The 18,837-nt window shown below is 62.2% G+C and carries 18 protein-coding genes; 3 read left to right on the top strand and 15 right to left on the bottom strand.

Annotation, left to right across the window (positions count from 1 at the left end; all coding sequences use genetic code 11):
• Positions 1-93: 93 nt before the first annotated feature.
• Genes SynPROS71_RS13415 through queC form a run of 3 tightly spaced genes read right to left on the bottom strand, consistent with a single transcriptional unit; the run spans position 94 to position 2,944 of the window.
• Positions 94-957, bottom strand: a complete 864-nt coding sequence (locus SynPROS71_RS13415; protein ID WP_186595735.1) for an aminotransferase class IV — start codon at positions 955-957, stop codon at positions 94-96.
• Positions 954-2,267 carry an anthranilate synthase component I family protein gene (locus SynPROS71_RS13410; RefSeq protein WP_186595734.1) on the bottom strand — a complete coding sequence of 438 codons (1,314 nt, stop codon included), beginning with the start codon at positions 2,265-2,267 and terminating at the stop codon, positions 954-956. The genes SynPROS71_RS13415 and SynPROS71_RS13410 overlap by 4 nt, the downstream gene beginning before the upstream one ends.
• Positions 2,264-2,944 (bottom strand): 7-cyano-7-deazaguanine synthase QueC, encoded by a 681-nt coding sequence (gene queC / locus SynPROS71_RS13405; RefSeq protein ID WP_186595733.1) that lies wholly within the window; start codon positions 2,942-2,944, stop codon positions 2,264-2,266. Before queC ends, SynPROS71_RS13410 begins: the two co-directional genes overlap by 4 nt.
• Positions 2,945-2,977: 33 nt before the next feature.
• Between queC and SynPROS71_RS13400 the strand changes: the two genes are divergently transcribed.
• Positions 2,978-3,520 (top strand): ecotin family protein, encoded by a 543-nt coding sequence (locus tag SynPROS71_RS13400; protein ID WP_186595732.1) that lies wholly within the window; start codon positions 2,978-2,980, stop codon positions 3,518-3,520.
• A 31-nt stretch (positions 3,521-3,551) separates the two neighbouring features.
• On the opposite strand, the gene SynPROS71_RS13395 is transcribed toward SynPROS71_RS13400, so the two are convergent.
• The 10 genes from SynPROS71_RS13395 to gcvT form a co-directional block, all read right to left on the bottom strand.
• Positions 3,552-4,799, bottom strand: a complete 1,248-nt coding sequence (locus tag SynPROS71_RS13395) for an HlyD family secretion protein (protein WP_370586879.1) — start codon at positions 4,797-4,799, stop codon at positions 3,552-3,554.
• 7 nt (positions 4,800-4,806) lie between these two features.
• Positions 4,807-7,446 carry a peptidase domain-containing ABC transporter gene (locus SynPROS71_RS13390; protein WP_222929549.1) on the bottom strand — a complete coding sequence of 880 codons (2,640 nt, stop codon included), beginning with the start codon at positions 7,444-7,446 and terminating at the stop codon, positions 4,807-4,809.
• 333 nt (positions 7,447-7,779) lie between these two features.
• Positions 7,780-8,523 (bottom strand): peptidylprolyl isomerase, encoded by a 744-nt coding sequence (locus tag SynPROS71_RS13385; RefSeq protein ID WP_186595729.1) that lies wholly within the window; start codon positions 8,521-8,523, stop codon positions 7,780-7,782.
• A 9-nt stretch (positions 8,524-8,532) separates the two neighbouring features.
• Complete coding sequence (locus SynPROS71_RS13380; protein WP_186595727.1) at positions 8,533-9,120, bottom strand: M23 family metallopeptidase; 588 nt, start codon at positions 9,118-9,120, stop codon at positions 8,533-8,535.
• Positions 9,121-9,159: 39 nt separating this feature from the next.
• On the bottom strand, positions 9,160-9,786 hold the full coding sequence (locus SynPROS71_RS13375) for a 7-carboxy-7-deazaguanine synthase QueE (RefSeq protein WP_186595725.1): 627 nt from the start codon (positions 9,784-9,786) through the stop codon (positions 9,160-9,162).
• Positions 9,783-11,414, bottom strand: coding sequence for a CTP synthase (locus SynPROS71_RS13370; RefSeq protein ID WP_186595723.1), 1,632 nt, complete (start codon positions 11,412-11,414; stop codon positions 9,783-9,785). Before SynPROS71_RS13370 ends, SynPROS71_RS13375 begins: the two co-directional genes overlap by 4 nt.
• A gap of 61 nt (positions 11,415-11,475) precedes the next feature.
• Entirely contained in the window at positions 11,476-11,958 is a 483-nt protein-coding gene (locus SynPROS71_RS13365; RefSeq protein ID WP_186595721.1) for a Dps family protein, read from the bottom strand.
• A gap of 29 nt (positions 11,959-11,987) precedes the next feature.
• Complete coding sequence (locus SynPROS71_RS13360; protein ID WP_186595719.1) at positions 11,988-13,118, bottom strand: RNA polymerase sigma factor, RpoD/SigA family; 1,131 nt, start codon at positions 13,116-13,118, stop codon at positions 11,988-11,990.
• Between the two features lie 80 nt (positions 13,119-13,198).
• Positions 13,199-15,034 carry an aspartate--tRNA ligase gene (aspS, locus tag SynPROS71_RS13355; protein ID WP_186595718.1) on the bottom strand — a complete coding sequence of 612 codons (1,836 nt, stop codon included), beginning with the start codon at positions 15,032-15,034 and terminating at the stop codon, positions 13,199-13,201.
• A gap of 48 nt (positions 15,035-15,082) precedes the next feature.
• Positions 15,083-16,192 carry a glycine cleavage system aminomethyltransferase GcvT gene (gcvT, locus tag SynPROS71_RS13350; RefSeq protein WP_186595717.1) on the bottom strand — a complete coding sequence of 370 codons (1,110 nt, stop codon included), beginning with the start codon at positions 16,190-16,192 and terminating at the stop codon, positions 15,083-15,085.
• A gap of 225 nt (positions 16,193-16,417) precedes the next feature.
• On the opposite strand from gcvT, the gene SynPROS71_RS13345 reads away from it, so the two are divergent.
• Together SynPROS71_RS13345 and SynPROS71_RS13340 are read left to right on the top strand one after the other, a co-directional pair.
• Positions 16,418-16,606 (top strand): hypothetical protein, encoded by a 189-nt coding sequence (locus SynPROS71_RS13345; protein WP_255442220.1) that lies wholly within the window; start codon positions 16,418-16,420, stop codon positions 16,604-16,606.
• Positions 16,607-16,703: 97 nt separating this feature from the next.
• Positions 16,704-17,084 carry a cyclic nucleotide-binding domain-containing protein gene (locus tag SynPROS71_RS13340; RefSeq protein WP_186595716.1) on the top strand — a complete coding sequence of 127 codons (381 nt, stop codon included), beginning with the start codon at positions 16,704-16,706 and terminating at the stop codon, positions 17,082-17,084.
• On the opposite strand, the gene speB is transcribed toward SynPROS71_RS13340, so the two are convergent.
• Both speB and speE read right to left on the bottom strand, forming a co-directional pair.
• A complete protein-coding gene (speB, locus tag SynPROS71_RS13335; RefSeq protein ID WP_186595715.1) occupies positions 17,078-17,962 on the bottom strand; it encodes an agmatinase in 885 nt (294 codons plus the stop codon). The two genes, SynPROS71_RS13340 and speB, sit on opposite strands and share 7 nt — an antisense overlap.
• Positions 17,959-18,822 (bottom strand): polyamine aminopropyltransferase, encoded by an 864-nt coding sequence (gene speE / locus SynPROS71_RS13330; RefSeq protein WP_186595714.1) that lies wholly within the window; start codon positions 18,820-18,822, stop codon positions 17,959-17,961. The genes speB and speE overlap by 4 nt, the downstream gene beginning before the upstream one ends.
• Positions 18,823-18,837 lie beyond the last annotated feature (15 nt).

Genomic DNA, 18,837 nt, shown 5'->3' with positions numbered 1-18,837 from the left:
AGGTTGGCAGAGGCCACGGGGCGGCGCATGCGTGTGGCTCGAGGCACGTTTTCGTGTCGTTTACGTCTCGCTTCTAACGCGAAAACGTAACGCTTAGGGCTTCAAGAGCTCGCTCCACAGCTCTTGGGCCTGCGTCGTTGTTGTTAATTCATGATCATCCACCGCGCTGACCACGCGGCAATCGAGGCTGTTGATCAGCAGCCAGCGGTCACCAGGTTCCGGTTTGGCATGGATCGTTGCTTCCTGAGCAAGCCCGTGTTCGAGCAGTTGTGCTCGCATCACCCCTGGTAAGCAACCACTGGTCAGGGGTGGTGTGAGCCATTGGCCGTGACGCTGCACCAGCAGATTGGCGGTGCTCCCGCAGCACAGTTCGCCGGTGGTGCTGAGCAACAGGCCTTCATCGGCGCCGTGTTCGATTGCTTCGCGGCGGGCCTGAATCGCTTGGCCGTAGGCGAAGGTTTTGCAATAGCTCAGACGGCTGTTGGCGTTGCGCTGCTCATGGCGACTGACCCACGTGCGCACGCTTTGGAAGGTTGGTGTGTGGTGGCTGAGGCTGAACCAAAAGCGGTGCTGCTCGGGGTCTGGGGCACCCGTCGGGAGTTGGATGCCTCGGCCGGCAACACCATCGCGGCTCCAGTTCAAGCGCAGGGCTCCATGCTTTTCGGTCGCGCTGCGACTGCTGGCGATTGTGGGGTGAGCGTCGAGCCCGACGCGTTGAATCGCTTCGCGTAGCAGAGGGCCAAGCACCTCCAGGCTCGGTGGTGGTGCCATGCCCAGGGTTGTTGCACCATCCCGCCAGCGGGCATGGTGCGCCTGCAGCAGTTGTGGTTCACCTCCGCGAATCAACACCGTTTCGAACACTCCGTCAGCCAGCTGCAAGCCACGGTCGCTCAAGGGCAGCTTGAGCTCTGAGGGATCTCCCCATGTGCCATTGATCCAGGCAAGCGTGCTGCTCATGCCAGCGCCTCCAGCAGGGGCAGCAATTTCCAGTCGAGTTCCTCGGCTTCCGCCTCAGGATCGGAGTCGGCCACGATGCCGCAGCCCGCGTGCAGGCGGAGCTGGTGGTCTTTGCGCAGGAGGGAGCGGATCAGGATGTTGCTGTCGAAGCGGCCATCCCAGTCGATGTGCAGGATCGAGCCGCAGTAGGGACCACGCCCAAGCGGTTCCAGCTCTTGCAGGCGTTGGCAGGCGCGCAGTTTGGGTGCGCCTGTGATTGAGCCTCCCGGCCAGCTGGCTTCCAGTAGATCCACCCAGGTGTTGCCAGCGCGCAACTGTCCGGTCACCACTGAGGTGAGGTGATGCACCCGTGCATAACTCTCCAGGCGCACCAGATCGGGCACTTGCACGGATCCCGGCACGCACACCCGGCCGAGATCGTTGCGCAGCAGATCCACGATCATCACGTTCTCGGCCCGGTCTTTGGCGCTGCACACCAGCTCGGCCGCCAGGTCATCGTCGATGCGTGGATCGGGATGGCGTGGACGGGTGCCCTTGATCGGTCGGGTTTGCACGGCTCCATCCGGCATGACTTCGAGGAATCGCTCCGGTGACGTCGACAGCACCGCTTCTCCTTCGGCAGCGCCGCTGCCGATCAGCAGTCCACTGAAGGGGGCGGGGCATTGCTGGCGCAGGCGTTGGTAGAGCGCCAGGTTGCTCGTGTGCTCCGGGAGTGTTGCGCTCGCACAGGCGGTGAGGTTCGCCTGGAAGAGATCTCCGCTGGCGATCAACTCACGGATGCGCAGGACCCCGGCCATGAATGCGTCGCGGTCGCTGTGGCGATGCCAGCGGCAACCCAGAGGCTGCTTCGCGCTGGCTTCGGATGGGATGGTCTCGATGGACTGGGTCTCCAGCAGTTTTGCCATCGCCGCATGGCGAGAGGGGTCGGTGCCTTCCAGGTGCAGCGCTCTGGCCTGCAGGTCAAAGCGCAGAACGGGATCGTGGCGGGCGATCCAGAGGCTGGCCATCGGGTCCCGGCTCCAGGGATTGCCAGGTTCCGTCCAGGCGGCGGCGTCGTAACTCAGCCAGCCCGTCCAGTGCCCTGGGCTCAGCTCCCGCAGGGCGGAAAAGGGGTTGGTGGCCTCAGGATCGCCTGGCAGGCCGCGGCAGCAGTGCTGCTCCAGAGGATCCGCCGCCAGGGTGACGCGCCGTCCAAGCTCGCCGCCATCGCCGTCCAGCCAAATGAGACCCTGTTCCCCGTAGAGGCAGGCCAGAACAGCTGCAACATCAGCCGGTTCACGCCATGGCAAGCGTTTGCGCAGCAGTGTCATCGGCTGGCGCTGCTGCAGAGATCAGGGCGACCGGCATCTCGCAGCGCGGCATCGCGGATCCGGCAGCTGTCACACACCCCGCAGGGGGCTTCACCGCCGCTGTAACAGCTCCAGGTGCGTTCGATCGGGATCCCCAGGCGTAGTGCTTCTTCCACAATTTTTTGCTTGCTCCACTCCACCAGTGGTGCCCACAGCCTTGGGCCCCGTCCTTCGCGGCCCACCTTGCTGCTGAGATCCGCCAAGGTCTGAAAGGCATCCAGGTAGTCCGGCCGGCAGTCGGGGTACCCCGAGTAGTCCACGGCATTGACGCCCAGCACCAGGCGATCGGCGCCGCGGGCTTCGGCCAGGCTCAGTCCGATGCTGATGAACACGGTGTTGCGGCCGGGCACATAGGTGTTGGGAATCACCCCGTCTTGCACGCCATCAATCGGCAGATCCTGCGCGCTATCGGTAAGTGATGATCCTCCCCAGCTGGCCAGGTTCACACTGATCGTGTGGTGTTCCGCCAGGTTCAGGGCTTCCGCAATGGCTGCTGCCGCCTGCAGCTCGCGTCGGTGTCGTTGGCCATAGTCAAACGACAATCCGATCACCCGTGCGCCGGCTTCCTGCGCCAGCGCTGCCGCTGTGGCGGAATCAAGCCCGCCGGAGAGCAGGGCGATCGCAGAGAAATCGGTCATGCTGGGCATTCTGTTGCTGCACTGGTGTCGACGATGGCGTTCTCACAGTCTCTGACGACGATCTCCGGGGCTTTGGCCGGGGCCTCCTTGATCCTCGTGAGTGCTCTTGAGCCCGTGGCAGCCATCCCTCGCTTGAACCTGAACGGCTATCCCGCACCGGCTCCGGGCCTGCAGCGCTGGGTGATCCAGCCATCCGGGCTGCTGCCCAAGACCACCGATCCGTTGGTTTCAGCCCATCCGCTCGACTGGCGTATTCAGTTGATCGTGGGCCAGGAGGTGACCTTGGATTGCAACCTTCAGCGGTTGTCCGGTCCTGGGATGACCATGCGCATGCTGCCCCAGGCGTCGGGCAAGGCCCTGTTTGAAGTGAAGGGACCGTTGCGCGTGATCAGCACCAAAAAGGCTTGCCCACCTGGAGACCCAGTGAAACGCTCGTTCCTCTCCCTGGGTCTGCAGCCCTATCTGGTGCCTTACAACCCGTCATGGCCGATCGTGGTGGATCTGCCCGAGGGTGCCGAACTGCGTTGGCGCGTCTGGAAAGCAGAAACCCGCCAGCAGAAGGCCGTGAAACTTTGAACGCTCCTTAGGGGCTGATTGGATTGAGGGCTTAGAGCTGCCTCAGAGAATCCGTTTTGCTCTGGAATGTATTCAGCAGAAGCTGCAGATAGCTGACGCTGCGCAGCTTGATATTGGCCGTTAACGACATGCCCACCTGCAGGGGTAATTCCTTGCCGTCGTTGAGTTTGAGTTGCTGGCTATCAAGCTTGATCACTGCCGGGTAGGTGTATTCCTGACGCATCTGCTGGGGGTCAGGGGCTAGGGCGTCAGAGCCGACCGATTGCACGGTTCCCGCCAGCACGCCGAAGTCTGTCGCTGGGAAGGAATCGATGCTGATATCGGCTGGTTGGCCAGGACGTACGAAACCGATCTTGTTGCTTGGGATCTCCACATCGGCTTCCAGGGTGTTGAAGGGAACCACCTTCAAGGCCACCTCTGATGACATGGCCTGGGAGACAAAGCCAGGATTGTTGAGTTTGAGATCAAACACGATTCCATCCACTGGTGCGCGCAGGGTCTGGTTTTTGTTGGTGACCCGCACGTCGGTGAGGTTTGCGTTCAGTTGGGCCCGCTCGCTGCGCAGTCCCGCGAGCTCGGCATTGAGTTGTTCAATCTGCTGATCGATTTGATTGATCTGCCGGCGTCCATCCAATTCCCGCTTGGTGAGCTCACCTTTGAGCTCCTGCACCTTGTTGCGCTGCTGAAGATATTGAATGTCCTGCACGCCGCCCTCTTTGGCCAGGCTTTCCAGACGCGTGAGAATCTCTCGCTCCAGCGCAAGATTGGCCCGGGTTGTGGCCACCTGTTCCCGGTTCAGCTCTTCGGTGCGGACGCGCTCCTGTTTCTTGAGCAGCAACTGCTGCTCCTTCTGACCGATTTGGGTGGTTTTTTCCTCCAGCCCTTGGGTGAGTGATTTCAGCTGTTCAGCGGAACTCTCCTGATCGAGGCGGATCAAGGCCTGGCCCTTGCTCACCCGTTGGCCGCTTTTCACCAGGATCTCCTCCACCACGCCACCGGGCGGAATGCGCACATCCTTCACGTTGCCCACCGGTTCCAGTTTGCCTTTGGCCACCACCACTTCCTCGGTGCGGGCAACGGCCAGCCAGCCGATGCCCAGTGCGGTGGTGCCGATGAGGGTCCAGGTCACCGTCTTCATCCAGAAGCGGCTTTGCTGCAGCACGTTTTCCTGGTCGGAAATCGTGGTGATGCGGCTTTCAAGGGCAGAGCGGGCCTGCTTGACCAGCTTCCCTGCGGGGCTGGACTGCTCCTGATCGTCCGGTCCGTTGTTGGGATTCATGGTCATGTCAGCTGGCCTCCTGCTGGCGATAAAGGGCGTAGTAACGACCGCGACGGTCCATCAATTCATCGTGGGTTCCCTGTTCCACCACGGCTCCTTGGTGCATCACCACAATCAGGTCTGCCCGGCGCACGGTGGACAGACGGTGGGTGATGAAGAAAACGGTGCAATCGTGCAGAGCCTGGATCAGGTTGTCGCACACCTTGCGTTCGGTTTCATAGTCCAAAGCGCTGGTGGCTTCATCCATCACCAGAAGTTTGGGATTGGCCAGCAGGGTTCGGGCGATGGCAATGCGCTGCCGCTGCCCACCGCTGAGGGAGGCGCCCCGCTCGCCCACCGGTGTGCTGTAACCGGCTGGCAGTTCCATGATGAAGTCGTGGGCACAGGCCACTTTGGCGGCGAGCACGATCTCTTCACTGGACGCATCCGGCTGGGTGAGGGCGATGTTCTCGTTCACGTTGCCTGAGAACAGCAGGGGATCTTGGGGAACGATGCCGATCTGGCGACGCAGCGAATACAGCTCCACTTTGTCGATGTCGTAGCCGTCGATCAGGATGCGGCCCTGATCCGGTGAGTACAACCGCGGTAGCAACTTCATCAGGGTGCTCTTGCCGCTACCGCTCTGTCCCACGATCCCCACGAAGGTGCCTGCTTTGATCTGTAGGGACACGTCGTGCAGCACCGGTGGGGTGCCGGGACTGAAGCCGAACGAGAGGTTGTCGAAGCTCACGGCGCCCTCGATCGGCGGCAGGGGCACCTTGGCTTTGTCCTGATCGTCTGATTCCTGAGGGGTGTCGATCACATCCGCAAGACGCTCAAAACTCACCCGCAGTTCCTGGATCGTCTGCCAGATCGAGGACAGGCGCAGCAGTGGTTGGGTGACGTAGCCGGAGATGATGCGGAAGGCGATCAGCTGACCAAGGGTGAGATCGCCTGACAGCACCAGGGTGGCGCCCACCCACAGCACAAGCAGCTGGGAGATCTTCTGGAGCACCTGGGAGGTCTGGCTCAGGGCCGTGCCGGTGATGGTCTTTTCGAAACTGCGGCTGATGTACTTGCCGTAGCGCTCCTGCCAGGTCCAGCGGCTGATCATTTCCACGTTCTGGCTTTTCACCGTTTGGATTCCGGTGAGCACCTCAACCAAATGGCTTTGGGTGGAGGCGTTGGCTTCGGCGGCCTTGCGGTACTGGCGCCGGAACAAGGGGGCACCCAGCAGGGTGAGTCCTACCTGGATGGGCAGGACTGCCAGGGCGATCAAGGTGAGCAGCCAGCTGTAAATCAGCATCACCACGATGTAGATCAGCGAGAACGCTGCATCCAGAACGGTGGTGAGGGCTTGGCCTGTGAGGAAGTTGCGGATCTTCTCCAGCTCACTGATGCGTGATCCGAGCTCACCCACCGGTCGACGGTCGAAATAGCCAAGGGGAAGGCGCAGCAAGTGGTCGATCACCTCCGCACCCAGCCGCTGGTCGATGCGGTTGGTGGTTTCCGAGAACAGATAGGTTTTCAAACTGCCGAGCACCCCCTCCAGCAGGGTGACGGCCACCAGGGCAAAGCCCAGCACCTGCAGAGTGTCCAGGCTGCGCTGAGCGATCACCTTGTCGATGATCACCTGAATCAGCAGGGGGTTGGCCAGGGTGAACAGCTGCACCACGAAGCTGGCGGTCAACACCTGAATCAGCACCCCGCGGTAGCGCTTCAGGGCTGGCCAGAACCAGGATGGGCCGAAGGTCTGTTCCGGGGTGGTGCTGGTGCGATCCAGCAGCAGCAGATCGATGCCTTCGGGGAATGCGTTGTCGAGCTGCTCAGCATCCAGTTCCACGAATCCCTGGCTGGGGGAGGCGAGCACCAGTCCGCGCTGATCGCTGCGAACGGCAAGGGCAAACGCCTGCCCCCAGGGCACCAGGGTGGGAGTTTGCAGGCGCAATCCCATGCGAGCGGCCACCTTGGCACCAGAGACATGCAACCCCAGGCCTGCTGCAATCTGTCCGCAGAGCCTGAGGGTGGGGGTTTGCCCCCGGCGTAGCTGATCGCGCAGCACCCGCTCGATCGCATCACGCCGGAACGGAAGCTTCATCAGCTTCGTGAGCATCTGGAAGCAGGCCAGGGTTTCCTCCACCACCCCTTCGCCGGCCACGAAGAAATCGCGGTTGTCGGTTCCTGGCTGATTGAACCGGCTCACTGGTGGGCGCAGGGGGGCCTGGGGGATGTCGCTTCGGCTCAGGGCACTGCCTGGGGATGGACTGACCACCTCCGCTTCGAGCACGTCGTCAGCCGCTGCATCGCCCTCGAGGTCCCGCAAGGCTGTTGCTGGAAGGGCAATCAGGCGCAGGGGCCAGCCATGGCGGTCTGCCGGAAGGGCTGCGATCGCAGCGGCGTCCCGCAGTTCATCGCCGGGTGCACCGAGATCTGGATTCTCTGGGTTGCTGGCGAGGAACAGGCGCTTCTGCGCGGTCAGTGCTGACTGCACAGCTGCGCGATCGGAGGCCTCGAGGAGGTGGGCCAACGGCAGCAGTTCACTCAGCCAGCTGCTGAGGGGACGGGATTGCTTGGGGGACCGGTTCAGCAAGCTCTGCAGCAGAGCGGCTAACTCCGCTTCCCAGAGGTGATGACGGCAGCTGGCGGCAATGGCTGCATCGCTCTGCATGAGCTCGAGAAACTGGTCATCGCTCAAGCAGCGCGCAACGAGCTCCGAAGCCGCGCGAACGTCTTCACAGCCGGCACCTCGCAGCAGTGAGGCCACACCGATCACACTGCCAGCTTCAAGTTTGACGAGGGTGCTGAGGCGACCGTCCTGTTCACCAAGCAGCCGAGCATTGCCTGTTTCGATGAGGAGAACCTGCCCAGGAATGAAGCGGCCTTCGCAGAGCGGTTGTCCCAACTCGTAGCGCTGTGCTGCCCCCAGCTCTAGAAATTTGGCGTGCAGGGCACCGAGTGCGTTCGACGTTGCGGGTTCCAGGGTGATCAGGTCGCAGCGCCTTTATTCTTGCGGATTTAAGAGCTTTGTCATGACTGACTTCGTCTCAATCTGCAACCAGTTCTGAAGCAGTTCCGCCGCCATCCGCTGACGCATGGCGTCATCGAAGCTGGCTTCATGGCGCTCCTCCAGGCGGGTGACCACCCACCACTGTTCGATCAGCATGGGCTCCAGCACTACGCCAGGAGTGGCGGTGCGCAAAGCAGTACGCAGTCGGGGATGGGCACGCATGAGGCTGGCGGGTCCCACACGGCCACTGCTGCTTTTTTCCGGCCCCTCGCTGTGATCTTGGGCCAGGCTTTCAAAACTGGCTTCGCCAGCTTCCAGCTGCAGGTACAGCTCGTGGGCCATCCCCGAGTCCTTCACGCGTAGCAAGCTGTAAGTCGCCTGATCCAGAGCCTCTTTGCGTTCCAGAAAACGCGACTCGGCCTGAAGTCCGAACCAGTCGAGGGACAGCTTGGACAATTTCAAAGGGAGGCTGAGTTGATGCAGCAATTCCTCCCTGCTGAGGTGGCGCTCCTCGAGCCAGCTGTTCAGGGCGGCTTCGTTATTGAGCTGCTCCTGCCGGCAATGGTTGATCAGGGCCTTCTTCACCAGCTCATCGGGTGGTGTGAGCTCGGCAGTTGCCTGTTCCATCAACTGGCGGCGAACCAGCGAGTGCAGGAGGTCGCTGCGGCGAAGCAGGTCGAGGGTGTCCGCACCCAGGGCGGCGAGCGAGGCCTGAACGGCTGGCTGGAAATCATCCATGGGCAGAACCTAGCGGGGCAGAAGCGGTGCAAGATCCAGGGCGTAGGCCTGCCGTCCCTGCAGGCGTCGCAGCTCTACGTGTAGATGGTCAGTGCTGGCTGATCCGCTGCGGCCAACGCGGCCGATGCGTTCTCCGGCTTGCACCAGCTGACCCGGTTTCACATCCGCTGTCTGCAGGTGGGCATACACGGTCTGCCAGCCCCGGCCGTGGTCGAGCAGAACCGTGAGGCCGTAGCCACTGATCGCCTGGGCCAGGTGCACCCGGCCGGAGAGCATGGCGAGCACGGGTGTGGCGGCGGGAGCGATCAGGTCGTGTCCCACATGCATGCGCCAGCGTTTGCGCTGGTCTGAGTAGCGCCAGCCATAGGGCTGCACTTCTTCGGCGCGCTGTGCGAGTGGGTATCTCAGCTGCAGCGACTCACCCGGCTGGAAGGGCCTGTGGGAGCTGGGCAGCTGCCGGGGGCGCGAGGAACTGAGCAGCGCCAGGTTGGAGACGCCTGTGCGCTTCGGGACCCGTTGCGGGGGCTGCGGTTGTGCGTGCCCATTAAGCCCCTGACCGCTGGCCAGTATCAGTGCCATGAGCAGCGCGAGGCGCATGGGGGCATCCGGTGATGAAGACCTGCTGGTTGTATCGGCTTAACGCACCCCCAGCCACTTGTGACTTTGCAGGCTGAGCCGCCAACGGCCATCGCGGCGTGCTGCATCAAGCGCCAGCTGTTGCCCTTCAGCGCTGTCCCATCCGGGTTGCAGCAGCCAGGTGGCTTGCGGCGCCTGTGCGGACAGCACCTCAGCGAACAGCAGGTCGGCAGGTTCATGCACCACCACCTTCAGTTCATGGCAGCGGCTCAGCAGCTCGGCTCGAGGAGGCGCGTGTCGTTTCGGCGAGAGGGTGATCCAGTTGGGACCGCCACTGAGTGGGTCGACACCGCTGGTTTCCAGATGCAAAGGCAGCCCGCAGGCTTGGCGCAGCGTTTGTGCGAGGGCGTCGAGGTTGTGGTGCAGCGGTTCGCCGCCGGTAATCACCACAAAGGCTGCGCCGTCGCTGGCGGCAGCCGCTGCTTCAGTCGCGAGGCTCTGGAGGGGCCTCAACGGATGGGACTCAGCGGGCCAGGAGTGTTTGGTGTCGCACCAGCTGCAGCCCACGCTGCATCCCGCCAGGCGGATGAAGAAGGCACTGCGGCCAGCATGAAGACCCTCTCCTTGAAGGGAGTGGAAGGTCTCCACCACTGGGAGAGAGGCGGAGGCCTGCGGGTCCTGACTCACGCCGTGGCCTTGATTTCGCTGGGACTGTTGGGCAGTCGTTGTTGGGCGGCTTCGATCAGGCCGCGAAACAGAGGATGGGGCTGACCTGGCCGGGAGAGGAATTCCGGGTGGTATTGGCAAGCCGTGAAGAAGGGATGCTCCGGTAGTTCAATCAGTTCCACCAGGCGGCCGTCTGGGGAGCTGCCGCTGATCCGATACCCCGATTCAAGGAAGAGATTGCGGTAGGCATTGTTGAACTCATAGCGATGGCGGTGACGTTCGTAGACCACTTCATCGCCATAGAGCCGATCGGCCATGGAACCCTCAGCGATGCGGCAGGGGTACACCCCGAGGCGCATGGTGCCGCCCAGGTCCACAACGTCCTGCTGTTCTGGCAGGAGGTGAATCACCGGATGGCTGGTGCCGGGCTCCAGTTCCGCACTGGTGGCATCCGGTAAGCCAGCCAGGTTCCGGGCCCATTCGATCACCGCGCACTGCATGCCCAAGCACAACCCCAGGAAAGGAATGCGTTGTTCCCTGGCCCAGCGGATTGCCGCCACCTTGCCATCCACACCACGGTTGCCGAAGCCGCCTGGCACCACCACGGCATCCATGCCGCGCAGCAGGGCATCAGCGCCGCGGTTTTCGATCTCTTCCGCGCAGACCCAGTGCAAGTCGAGGGACGCATCCTGGGCGAGACAAGCGTGGCGCAGGGCTTCCACCACCGAGAGATAGGCGTCATTGAGCTGCACGTACTTGCCGACCAAGGCCACCTTCACGGCCGGACCAGGGTTGCGCATCTTGTGCACCAGCTGCTGCCAGGCGCTCATGTCGCTCTCATGGTCGGTGAGATTGAGCACATCCAGCACTTCCCGGCACAGCCCCTGTTCTTCGAGGGTCTGGGGCACGGCATAAATGCTGTCGGCATCGAGGGAGGGGATCACGGCTCGCTCGTGCACGCCACAGAATCCGCCGATTTTGCGTTTGAGTTCAGCGTTGATTTCCCGGTCGCTTCGGCACACCAGCACATCCGGCTGGATTCCAATCGAGCGCAGCTCCTTCACCGAGTGCTGGGTGGGTTTGGTTTTCAGTTCGCCTGAGGTGCCGATGTAGGGCAGCAAGGTCACATGGATGTAGGCCAGATCGTGGCGACCCACATCGCCCCTGAATTCACGAATGGCCTCGAGGAAGGGCAGGGATTCGATATCGCCCACCGTGCCGCCGATTTCTGTGATCACCACATCGGCGTTGCTGTTGGAGGCCACGCGGTGAATGCGTTCGCGGATCTCGCCTGTGATGTGCGGGATCACCTGCACGGTGCCGCCGTTGTAATCGCCCCGGCGCTCCTTGTTGATGACCGACTGATAGATCGAGCCGGTGGTCACGCTGTTCAGGCGTGACATCGCCGTGTCGGTGAAGCGTTCGTAGTGGCCGAGATCGAGATCGGTCTCAGCACCGTCCTCAGTGACAAACACCTCACCGTGCTGATAGGGGCTCATGGTGCCGGGATCCACATTCAGGTAGGGATCCAGCTTCAGGATCGACACGCTGTAGCCGCGTGATTTCAGCAACCGCCCAAGGCTGGCGGCCACGATGCCCTTGCCGATGCTGGAGACCACTCCACCGGTGACGAAGACGAACTTGGCCATGACCCCCCGGGTGACTCTTCAATGTACCGAGCACCCCAAGGGCTGAGGACCCCCTCCGATGTCACTCCTCCAGCAGGCTGCGCAGCATCCAGGCGGTTTTCTCGTGAATCTGCAGGCGCTGGGTGAGCAAATCGGCCGTGGGTTCATCACTGGCAGCCTCGGCCAGTGGGAACACGCCGCGGGCTGTGCGGGCCACGGCTTCGTGGCCAGCCACCAACTCGCGCACCATGTCGAGTGCTGCCGGCTTCTGATCGGCTTCCTTGATCGACGCCAGGCCGGCCAGGGTGGATCCTCCGTGGGGTGCGACCACGCCCAGCGCCCGGATGCGCTCGGCGATCACATCAAGAGCATTCCAGAGTTCGGTGTACTGCTCCATGAACATCAGGTGCAGTGTGTTGAACATGGGGCCTGTCACGTTCCAGTGGAAACCGTGGGTTTTGCCGTAGAGCACGTAGGTGTCGGCAAGCAAACGGCTGAGGCCTTCAGCAATCTCCTTCCGTTGGGATTCGGAGATGCCGATGTTGATGGAAGGCGTGCTGGCCATGGTGTTAACGGCGATGAGGCGTTTCTAGCTCAGGAATCCAGTCCCTGGATGTAATCGCGCACCTTGGAGCGGCGCTGGGGTTGCCTCAGTTTGAGCAGGGCGCGTGTTTCGATCTGGCGCACTCGCTCCCGGGACAGGGCCATGGCCTCGCCGATCTCGGCCAGGGTGCGGGGCGTGTCGTCTTCCAGTCCGAAGCGACTGCGGATCACCTCGGCTTCCCGTGGGCTCAATTCTTCCAGCAGATGTTCGAGGTCATCGTGGAGTGAGTCGCGGGTGAGGGTCTGTTCTGGCGTCGCATGACCATCTTCGAGCAGGTCTCCGAGCTGGGTGTCCTGGTCTTTCCCCACCCGGGTTTCCAGTGACACTGATCGGGGCACCCTGGCCAGGGTCTGGCGCACGGTGTCCTCACTCACCCCCAGCTCTTTGGCCAGGTCGCTCACGGATGCCAGACGACCATGCTCACTGGCGATCTCCTGCTGCACGCGTTTGATCCGGTTGAGTTTTTCGGTGATGTGAACTGGCAGCCTGATCGTGCGGCTCTGGGTTGCGATTGCTCGGGTGATGCCCTGGCGAATCCACCGGTAGGCATAGGTGCTGAAACGAAAGCCGCGGGTGGGATCAAACTTCTCTACGGCTCTCTCCAGTCCGAGGGTGCCCTCCTGCACAAGATCCAGGAGTTCCATCCCGCGCTGTTGGTATTTCTTGGCAACGGCCACCACCAGGCGCAGATTGGCTTGGATCATCCGGTCTCGGGCCCGACGACCCTCGCGCAGGCGGCGTTGCAGTTCCTTCGCCTCCAGCCCACTCTCTTCAGCCCAGAGGGTGTACCCCTCGTTCAGCACTCGGTTGAGTTCACCCAGGGGCATCTCTGCAGCCCGGGCCCATTCCTGCCGGGTTGGCCAGTGGCTGATGTGATTGGCCTCCCGTTGTTGCAGTTCCTCGAGATCCAGCAGCACCCGGATTGCAGCGATGCGAGTGCTGAGATCACGCTCCTGCACAAGCAAACGCTCGCGCTGCTGCACCTGGCGGGAGAGGGTCACTTCCTCTTCGCTGGTGAGCAGGTCGACGCGGCCGATGTCCTGGAGGTAAAGACGTAGCAAATCGTTGCCGCCGCTCCAGCGGATCGGGGCTTTCCCCGTCGTTCGAGCCTTCTCAGACAATGAACCGGTACTGACGGTATGCAGTCAGGTTCAGTTGTTTTGCTGGCAAGTGCCCCGAACCGCCGGTTTCTGTTCGGGTTCTAGTTGGCGTCTTCTTCGGTTGGATCCACCCAAGTGCTGGCCACGTGCAGCTCCTCCAGCTGCTTGTCGGCGACTCCGCCCGGGGCATTGGTCATCAGGCAGCGGGCTTGTTGGGTTTTCGGGAAGGCGATGGTGTCGCGGATCGACTCCTCGCCGGCCAGCAGCATCACCATGCGGTCGATGCCGAAGGCCAGGCCGCCGTGGGGAGGTGCGCCCACATCGAGGGCATCCATCAGGAAGCCGAACTGTTCCTGGGCCTCCTCGAGTGGCAATCCAACGGTCTGAAGCACCTGACGTTGCAATGCGGAGTCGTGGATGCGCAGGGAGCCGCCGCCGAGCTCCAGGCCATTGAGCACCAGGTCGTAGGCCTGGGCCCGGGCACCCGGCAGGGTGTCGGCCCACTGGGAGGCATCACTGCCGAGATCCTCGGCATTGGGGGCGCAGAAGGGGTGGTGCAGCGCTTCGTAGCGGTTCTCATCGTTGTTGAATTCGAACATCGGGAAATCCACCACCCAGAGGAAGTTCCACTGGTCGTTCTCCCGTTCGGGCTTCACCATGCCCAGCTCCTTGGCCAGGTACTGGCGGACCCGATCGAGGGCCTTGTTCACCGTGGCGGTGTCGCCGGCGCCGAACAGCAGCAAGGTGCCGGGTTCGGCGCCGGTGCGGCTGAGCAGCTCCTGCTTCTGCGCGTCGCTGAGGTTGTCCTTGATCGCACCGATCGTGTCGATCTCACCGCCGTCGCGCACGCGGATGAAGGCCAGGCCACCGGCACCAGCTTTCTGGGCTTCACTGAACACATCGCCGCCTGGCTTGATCCGCACATTGGAGAGGGCATCGTTGCCGCCGGGGACGGCGATGCATTTCACCGATCCGCCGGATTTCACGGCACCGCTGAACACTTTGAAGCCCATGTCCTTGACGATGTCGCTCACGTTGGTGAGTTCCATGCCGTAGCGGGTGTCGGGCCGGTCGGTGCCGTAGCGCTCCATGGCGTCATGCCAGGTCATGCGCGGGAAGGGCCTGGGCAGGTCGATGCCTTTCACCGCTTTCCAGATCGAACAGATCAGCGCCTCATTCAGCTCCAGGATCTCCTCCTGATCCATGAAGCTCATCTCGATGTCCAGCTGGGTGAATTCCGGCTGGCGGTCGGCGCGCAGGTCTTCGTCGCGGAAACAACGGGCCACCTGGTAGTAGCGCTCAATGCCGCCCACCATCAGCAGTTGCTTGAACAGCTGCGGCGACTGGGGCAGGGCAAACCATTCACCACCGCAGACGCGGCTGGGCAGCACGTAGTCGCGGGCGCCTTCGGGCGTGGAGCGGGTGAGAACCGGGGTCTCCACTTCGATGAAGCCGGCGTCTTCCAGGAAGCGACGGGCGGCCTGGATGGTCTGAGCCCGCAGGCGCAGGTTGTCGTTCATGCGCTTGCGGCGCAGATCCAGATAGCGGTGGCGCAGCCGCAGCTCTTCGCGGGTGTTCTCCTCGTCGTGCACCGACACTGGGAAGGGCAGGTTGCCCTTCACGCTGTTGAGCACGGTGATGCCGCTGGCGAGCACTTCCACGGCACCCGTGGCCAATTTCTCGTTGAGCGATTCCGGAGGGCGAGCCCGCACCTTGCCGCTGATTTGCAGCACGGTTTCGCTGCGTAGGTGCTCGGCGACAGCGAAAGCGTCAGATCCCAGGTCGGGATCCACAGTGATCTGCACGGTGCCGGTGCGATCGCGCAGGTCGATGAAGATCACCCCGCCATGGTCGCGTCGGCGATCCACCCATCCGCAGAGCTGCACGGTGTCGTCGATGTGCTGTTTGCGCAGGTCGCCGCAACCGTTGCTGCGCATGGGATCTCTCATCTCGTGACAGGAGATTTTCCCACAGCCCAGGTTTCCTCAGGGATGGCGGTAAAAAGGACGCCTGACGACCGTGGCCGCATGAAGCTGGCCGCGGATCTCGACGCCAAGCTCCTGCCCCACCTTGGCCAAGTTGGTCGGAACGTAAGCAAGGGCAATCGCTTCCTGGAGGGTGGGTGACCAGCTGCCGCTGGTGATCGTTCCGGCCTGTTCGCCGTTGTGGATCACCGGGTAACCGTGGCGAGCAATGGCGCGCCCTTTCAACTTCAGGCCCACCAGTCGCCGGGATGGTCCGCTTTCCGCAGCGCGCTCGAGTGCCGCACGGCCGGTGAAGGCCGTGGGCATCTCCAGGTGCACGAGCCAGCCCAGGCCCGCTTCGAATGGCGTGGTGCCAGCGTCCATGTCTTGGCCATAAAGATGCATGGCTGCCTCGAGGCGAAGGGTGTCCCTTGCACCAAGGCCGCAGGGGGTCACCCCTTCAGCAATCAGGTGGTTCCAGAGGTTCCGCCCATCGTCACGTGCGAGCAGCAGCTCCACACCGTCTTCACCGGTGTATCCGGTTCGCGCACAGAACACAGGACGGGACAACCCCGTGAGTTCGAGCATGCGATGGGCAAAGCGGGGCAGCTTTTGCAGGTCGACTCTGCTGAGGTGCTCCATCCGTGCCATGGCTTCAGGGCCTTGCAGGGCCAGCAAAACGCCATCGCCCTTCTCATCGGTGACCTGTAGGCCCTGAGGTGTGAGCTGTTCACTGATCCAGGCGGAATCGGCAGCCGCGCAGGCGGCGTTGATCACCACGATCAAACTGGCTTCTCCCTGGTCGGCGTTCGTCTCCCCCAGGTCATAAATGATCAGGTCGTCGCGGATCCCTCCGGATTCGTTTAGCAGCACGGAATAACAGGCCTGCCCGGGGCCAATGCGATGCAGGTCGGTCGGTACCAGGGTTTGCAGGGCGTCCTTGGGATTGCTGCCTTGGATGCGCAGCACTCCCATGTGGGAGATGTCGAAGAGTCCCACCCTCTGTCGCACCGCTGTGTGCTCACTGATCAGGCCGGAAAATTGAACGGGCATCTCCCAGCCAGCGAACGGCACCATGCGGCCGCCTGTTGTGATGCAGAGGTCATGGAGCGGGGTGTGGTGCAGATCCATGCCTGTTGAACGTTTAGAGGGAGGGTGCGCCGAATCCTATGGAGGCCTACGGAATTGCGTAGGAAGTGGAAGTAAAGCCGCAGATTGTCCTCTTTTGCTGGACCGCTTTCATAAGCGTCCTTATCTTTAGCTCTCCTTCTGGTAGGTGTGATTCTGCCGTCATCAACCTGCCAGTCTTGCGCGCATTGCGCTGCGCCAACGACCCATCAAGGAGGTTGGTGCCGCTTGCGTCATCTGCCTGTGCATGCCGAGCTGGCGCGGCTGGTTTGGTGCCACCACTGGACGGCACAACGGCCATCCCTGCCTGAGCTGGAGCCTGGAAAAGCCCACCTTCCCAGGGGTGACCGCCAGCTTGACCTTGGCGCTTCCGTTGAGGGGGAAGCGTTATCGATCAATGCTTCAGGTTTGCTTTAAGGAATGGATAATTGTCTTTTTGACAACATCTACCTTTTGCGTCTCTATTAGAGAATAAAAAATCATCTAAACGAGTCTGTTGCCAGCGACGACCACAATGCCGACGGCTGTGCAGCTAATCGCCGAGCATCGCAATCACGATCAATTGATCCTTCCAACCGGAAGTTTGCTGTTCGGTCGTGGGACTCCTGCCAGGTCGATCTACGCGATTGAACGCGGTTTTGTTGAGTTGTCGAGTGGGGGGCGCGATCGACTGCGCTACGGAGGTGGTGAGGTGTTTTTCTTTGAAGATCTCATTGGTGAGAGGCAGAGACACAGCCGAACAGCGACGGCCATCACGCCGATTCATGCCTTCTCGTTGGATCGCAACAGCTTTATGGAGTTGATCCATCAACACCCGACCCTGGTGCTCACCTTGTTGGGCCGGCAGCACGCCAGGCTGAGAGAACAGCGCATGGATGCGGCTCACTTTTATTGAGCCATCAGCAGCAGCAAGCTTCGGGTGACCTTGGCAGCCAGCACACTGCTAATGCCGCTCGGATCGAGTTGAGGGGCGAGTTCAACAACATCCGCTCCCACCAGGTGGTGATGCTGCAGCTCATTGATCAGAGCAGCGAATTCAGCCCAGGTGAAACCCCCGGGTTCTGGTGTTCCGGTGCCAGGCATCACCGCAGGGTCGAACCAATCGAGATCCACGGTGAGGTAGATCGGCCGTCCGCGCAGATCGCTGAGCTTTTGGCTCATCTGATGCAGTGGAATCAAGCGGCCACTGCGATGCAGTTCTGAGAATTCCTCGGCCGTTCCGCTGCGGATGGCGATCTGCAGCAGATCGCCGCTCGGCAGCACGTCCAAGCAGCGGCGCATGGCGCAGGCATGGCTGTGCCTTGCGCCGAGCCAGCTCTGCCTCAGGTCTGCATGGGCATCGAGTTGCACCAGCACCAGATCAGGATGGTCTTTGGCCACAGCTGCGACGGCGCCGGAACTGATGGAATGCTCCCCACCGAGCATCAGCGGTTTGAGGCCCAGGGCAAGAATTGTTGCCGTTGCCCGTTCAACAGCTTCCACTACAGGCTCGGGTGCTCCGAAGGCGATGTTGAGCGCGCCGAGATCGGCGTAGGCCAGGGTGTCGAGGTCTCGATCGAGCTGCGGGCAGTACGTCTCCAGACCGGGGCTGACCTCGCGAATCGCTGCAGGGCCGAATCGGGTTCCAGGGCGAAATGATGTGGTGCCGTCATAGGGCACGCCGAACACACCGACCTGACAGCCGGCTGGATCGCGGCGAGCGCCCATGAAAATCGCTCCGTCTTGGTCAAACATCTCCTCAGCGTCGAAGGCCTGCAATCGGTTTGTCGTCATGCGGCGAGCTCCCTTTCGATGCTGGCGGGGATGGCCTCAAACGCTCCCATTTGCCAACGTGGGCTCCAGATGTCACAGCCATCGCAGATCGCTGCGGCGCGTGCGGGATCGGGACTGCGGTAGCGGGGACCGTCGCTAGCCGCGAAGGTCCAGCTCCACCAGCCGCTGGGGTACATGGGGACCCAGCCATAGAGAGGGTCCGCATAACCGAAGACCTCACGCAGCATGCGCACGGTGTCGATGTGAACCGCGCGGAACGCTTCCGGTGATTCGCTTTGGGTTGCAAACACTCCACCGGGCTTGAGAATGCGGCGGCAGTGCTGGAAGAAGCTGCGGTTGAACAGCCCCTCCGCCGGCCCCGCTGGATCGGAACCATCCACCAGCACCACGTCGTAGCTGGCGTCTGAAGCCTGACTCACCCAGGCGATTCCATCTCCCACGGTGAGCTGAAAACGCGGGTCGCTCCAGCATCCACCGCCGATCGCCGCCAGATGTTTCTGGCTGAGCTCAACAACGCGACCATCAATTTCAACGAGATCGACGTGCTTCACCTCGCGATGACGCAGGCATTCACGGGCCGTTCCGCCATCGCCGCCGCCAATCACCAGGATTCGATCGATCGAGCTGGCTGCACAAAGGGCGGGATGAACCAGGGGCTCGTGATAGTGGCGCTCCTGATGTTCGGCTGTCATCCAGCAGCCATCGAGGAGGAGCCCGTTTCCGTAGCGATTGCTATGGATCACCGTGATCCGCTGGATCGCGCTTTGTTCGTCCACGATCACTTCGCCCTGAAGTCCGTAGCGCACCCCGTTGTGGTGTTCGTCGATCCAGTCGCATGCAGTTGAGGGGGCTTCGCTCATGATGTGGCGCCCAAG

Origin of the sequence: Synechococcus sp. PROS-7-1, assembly GCF_014279795.1 — a bacterium.
Classification (GTDB): Bacteria; Cyanobacteriota; Cyanobacteriia; order PCC-6307; family Cyanobiaceae; genus Synechococcus_C.
Note: the sequence above shows the minus strand (reverse complement) of the source record. Positions and strands in the feature narration are given on the sequence as shown.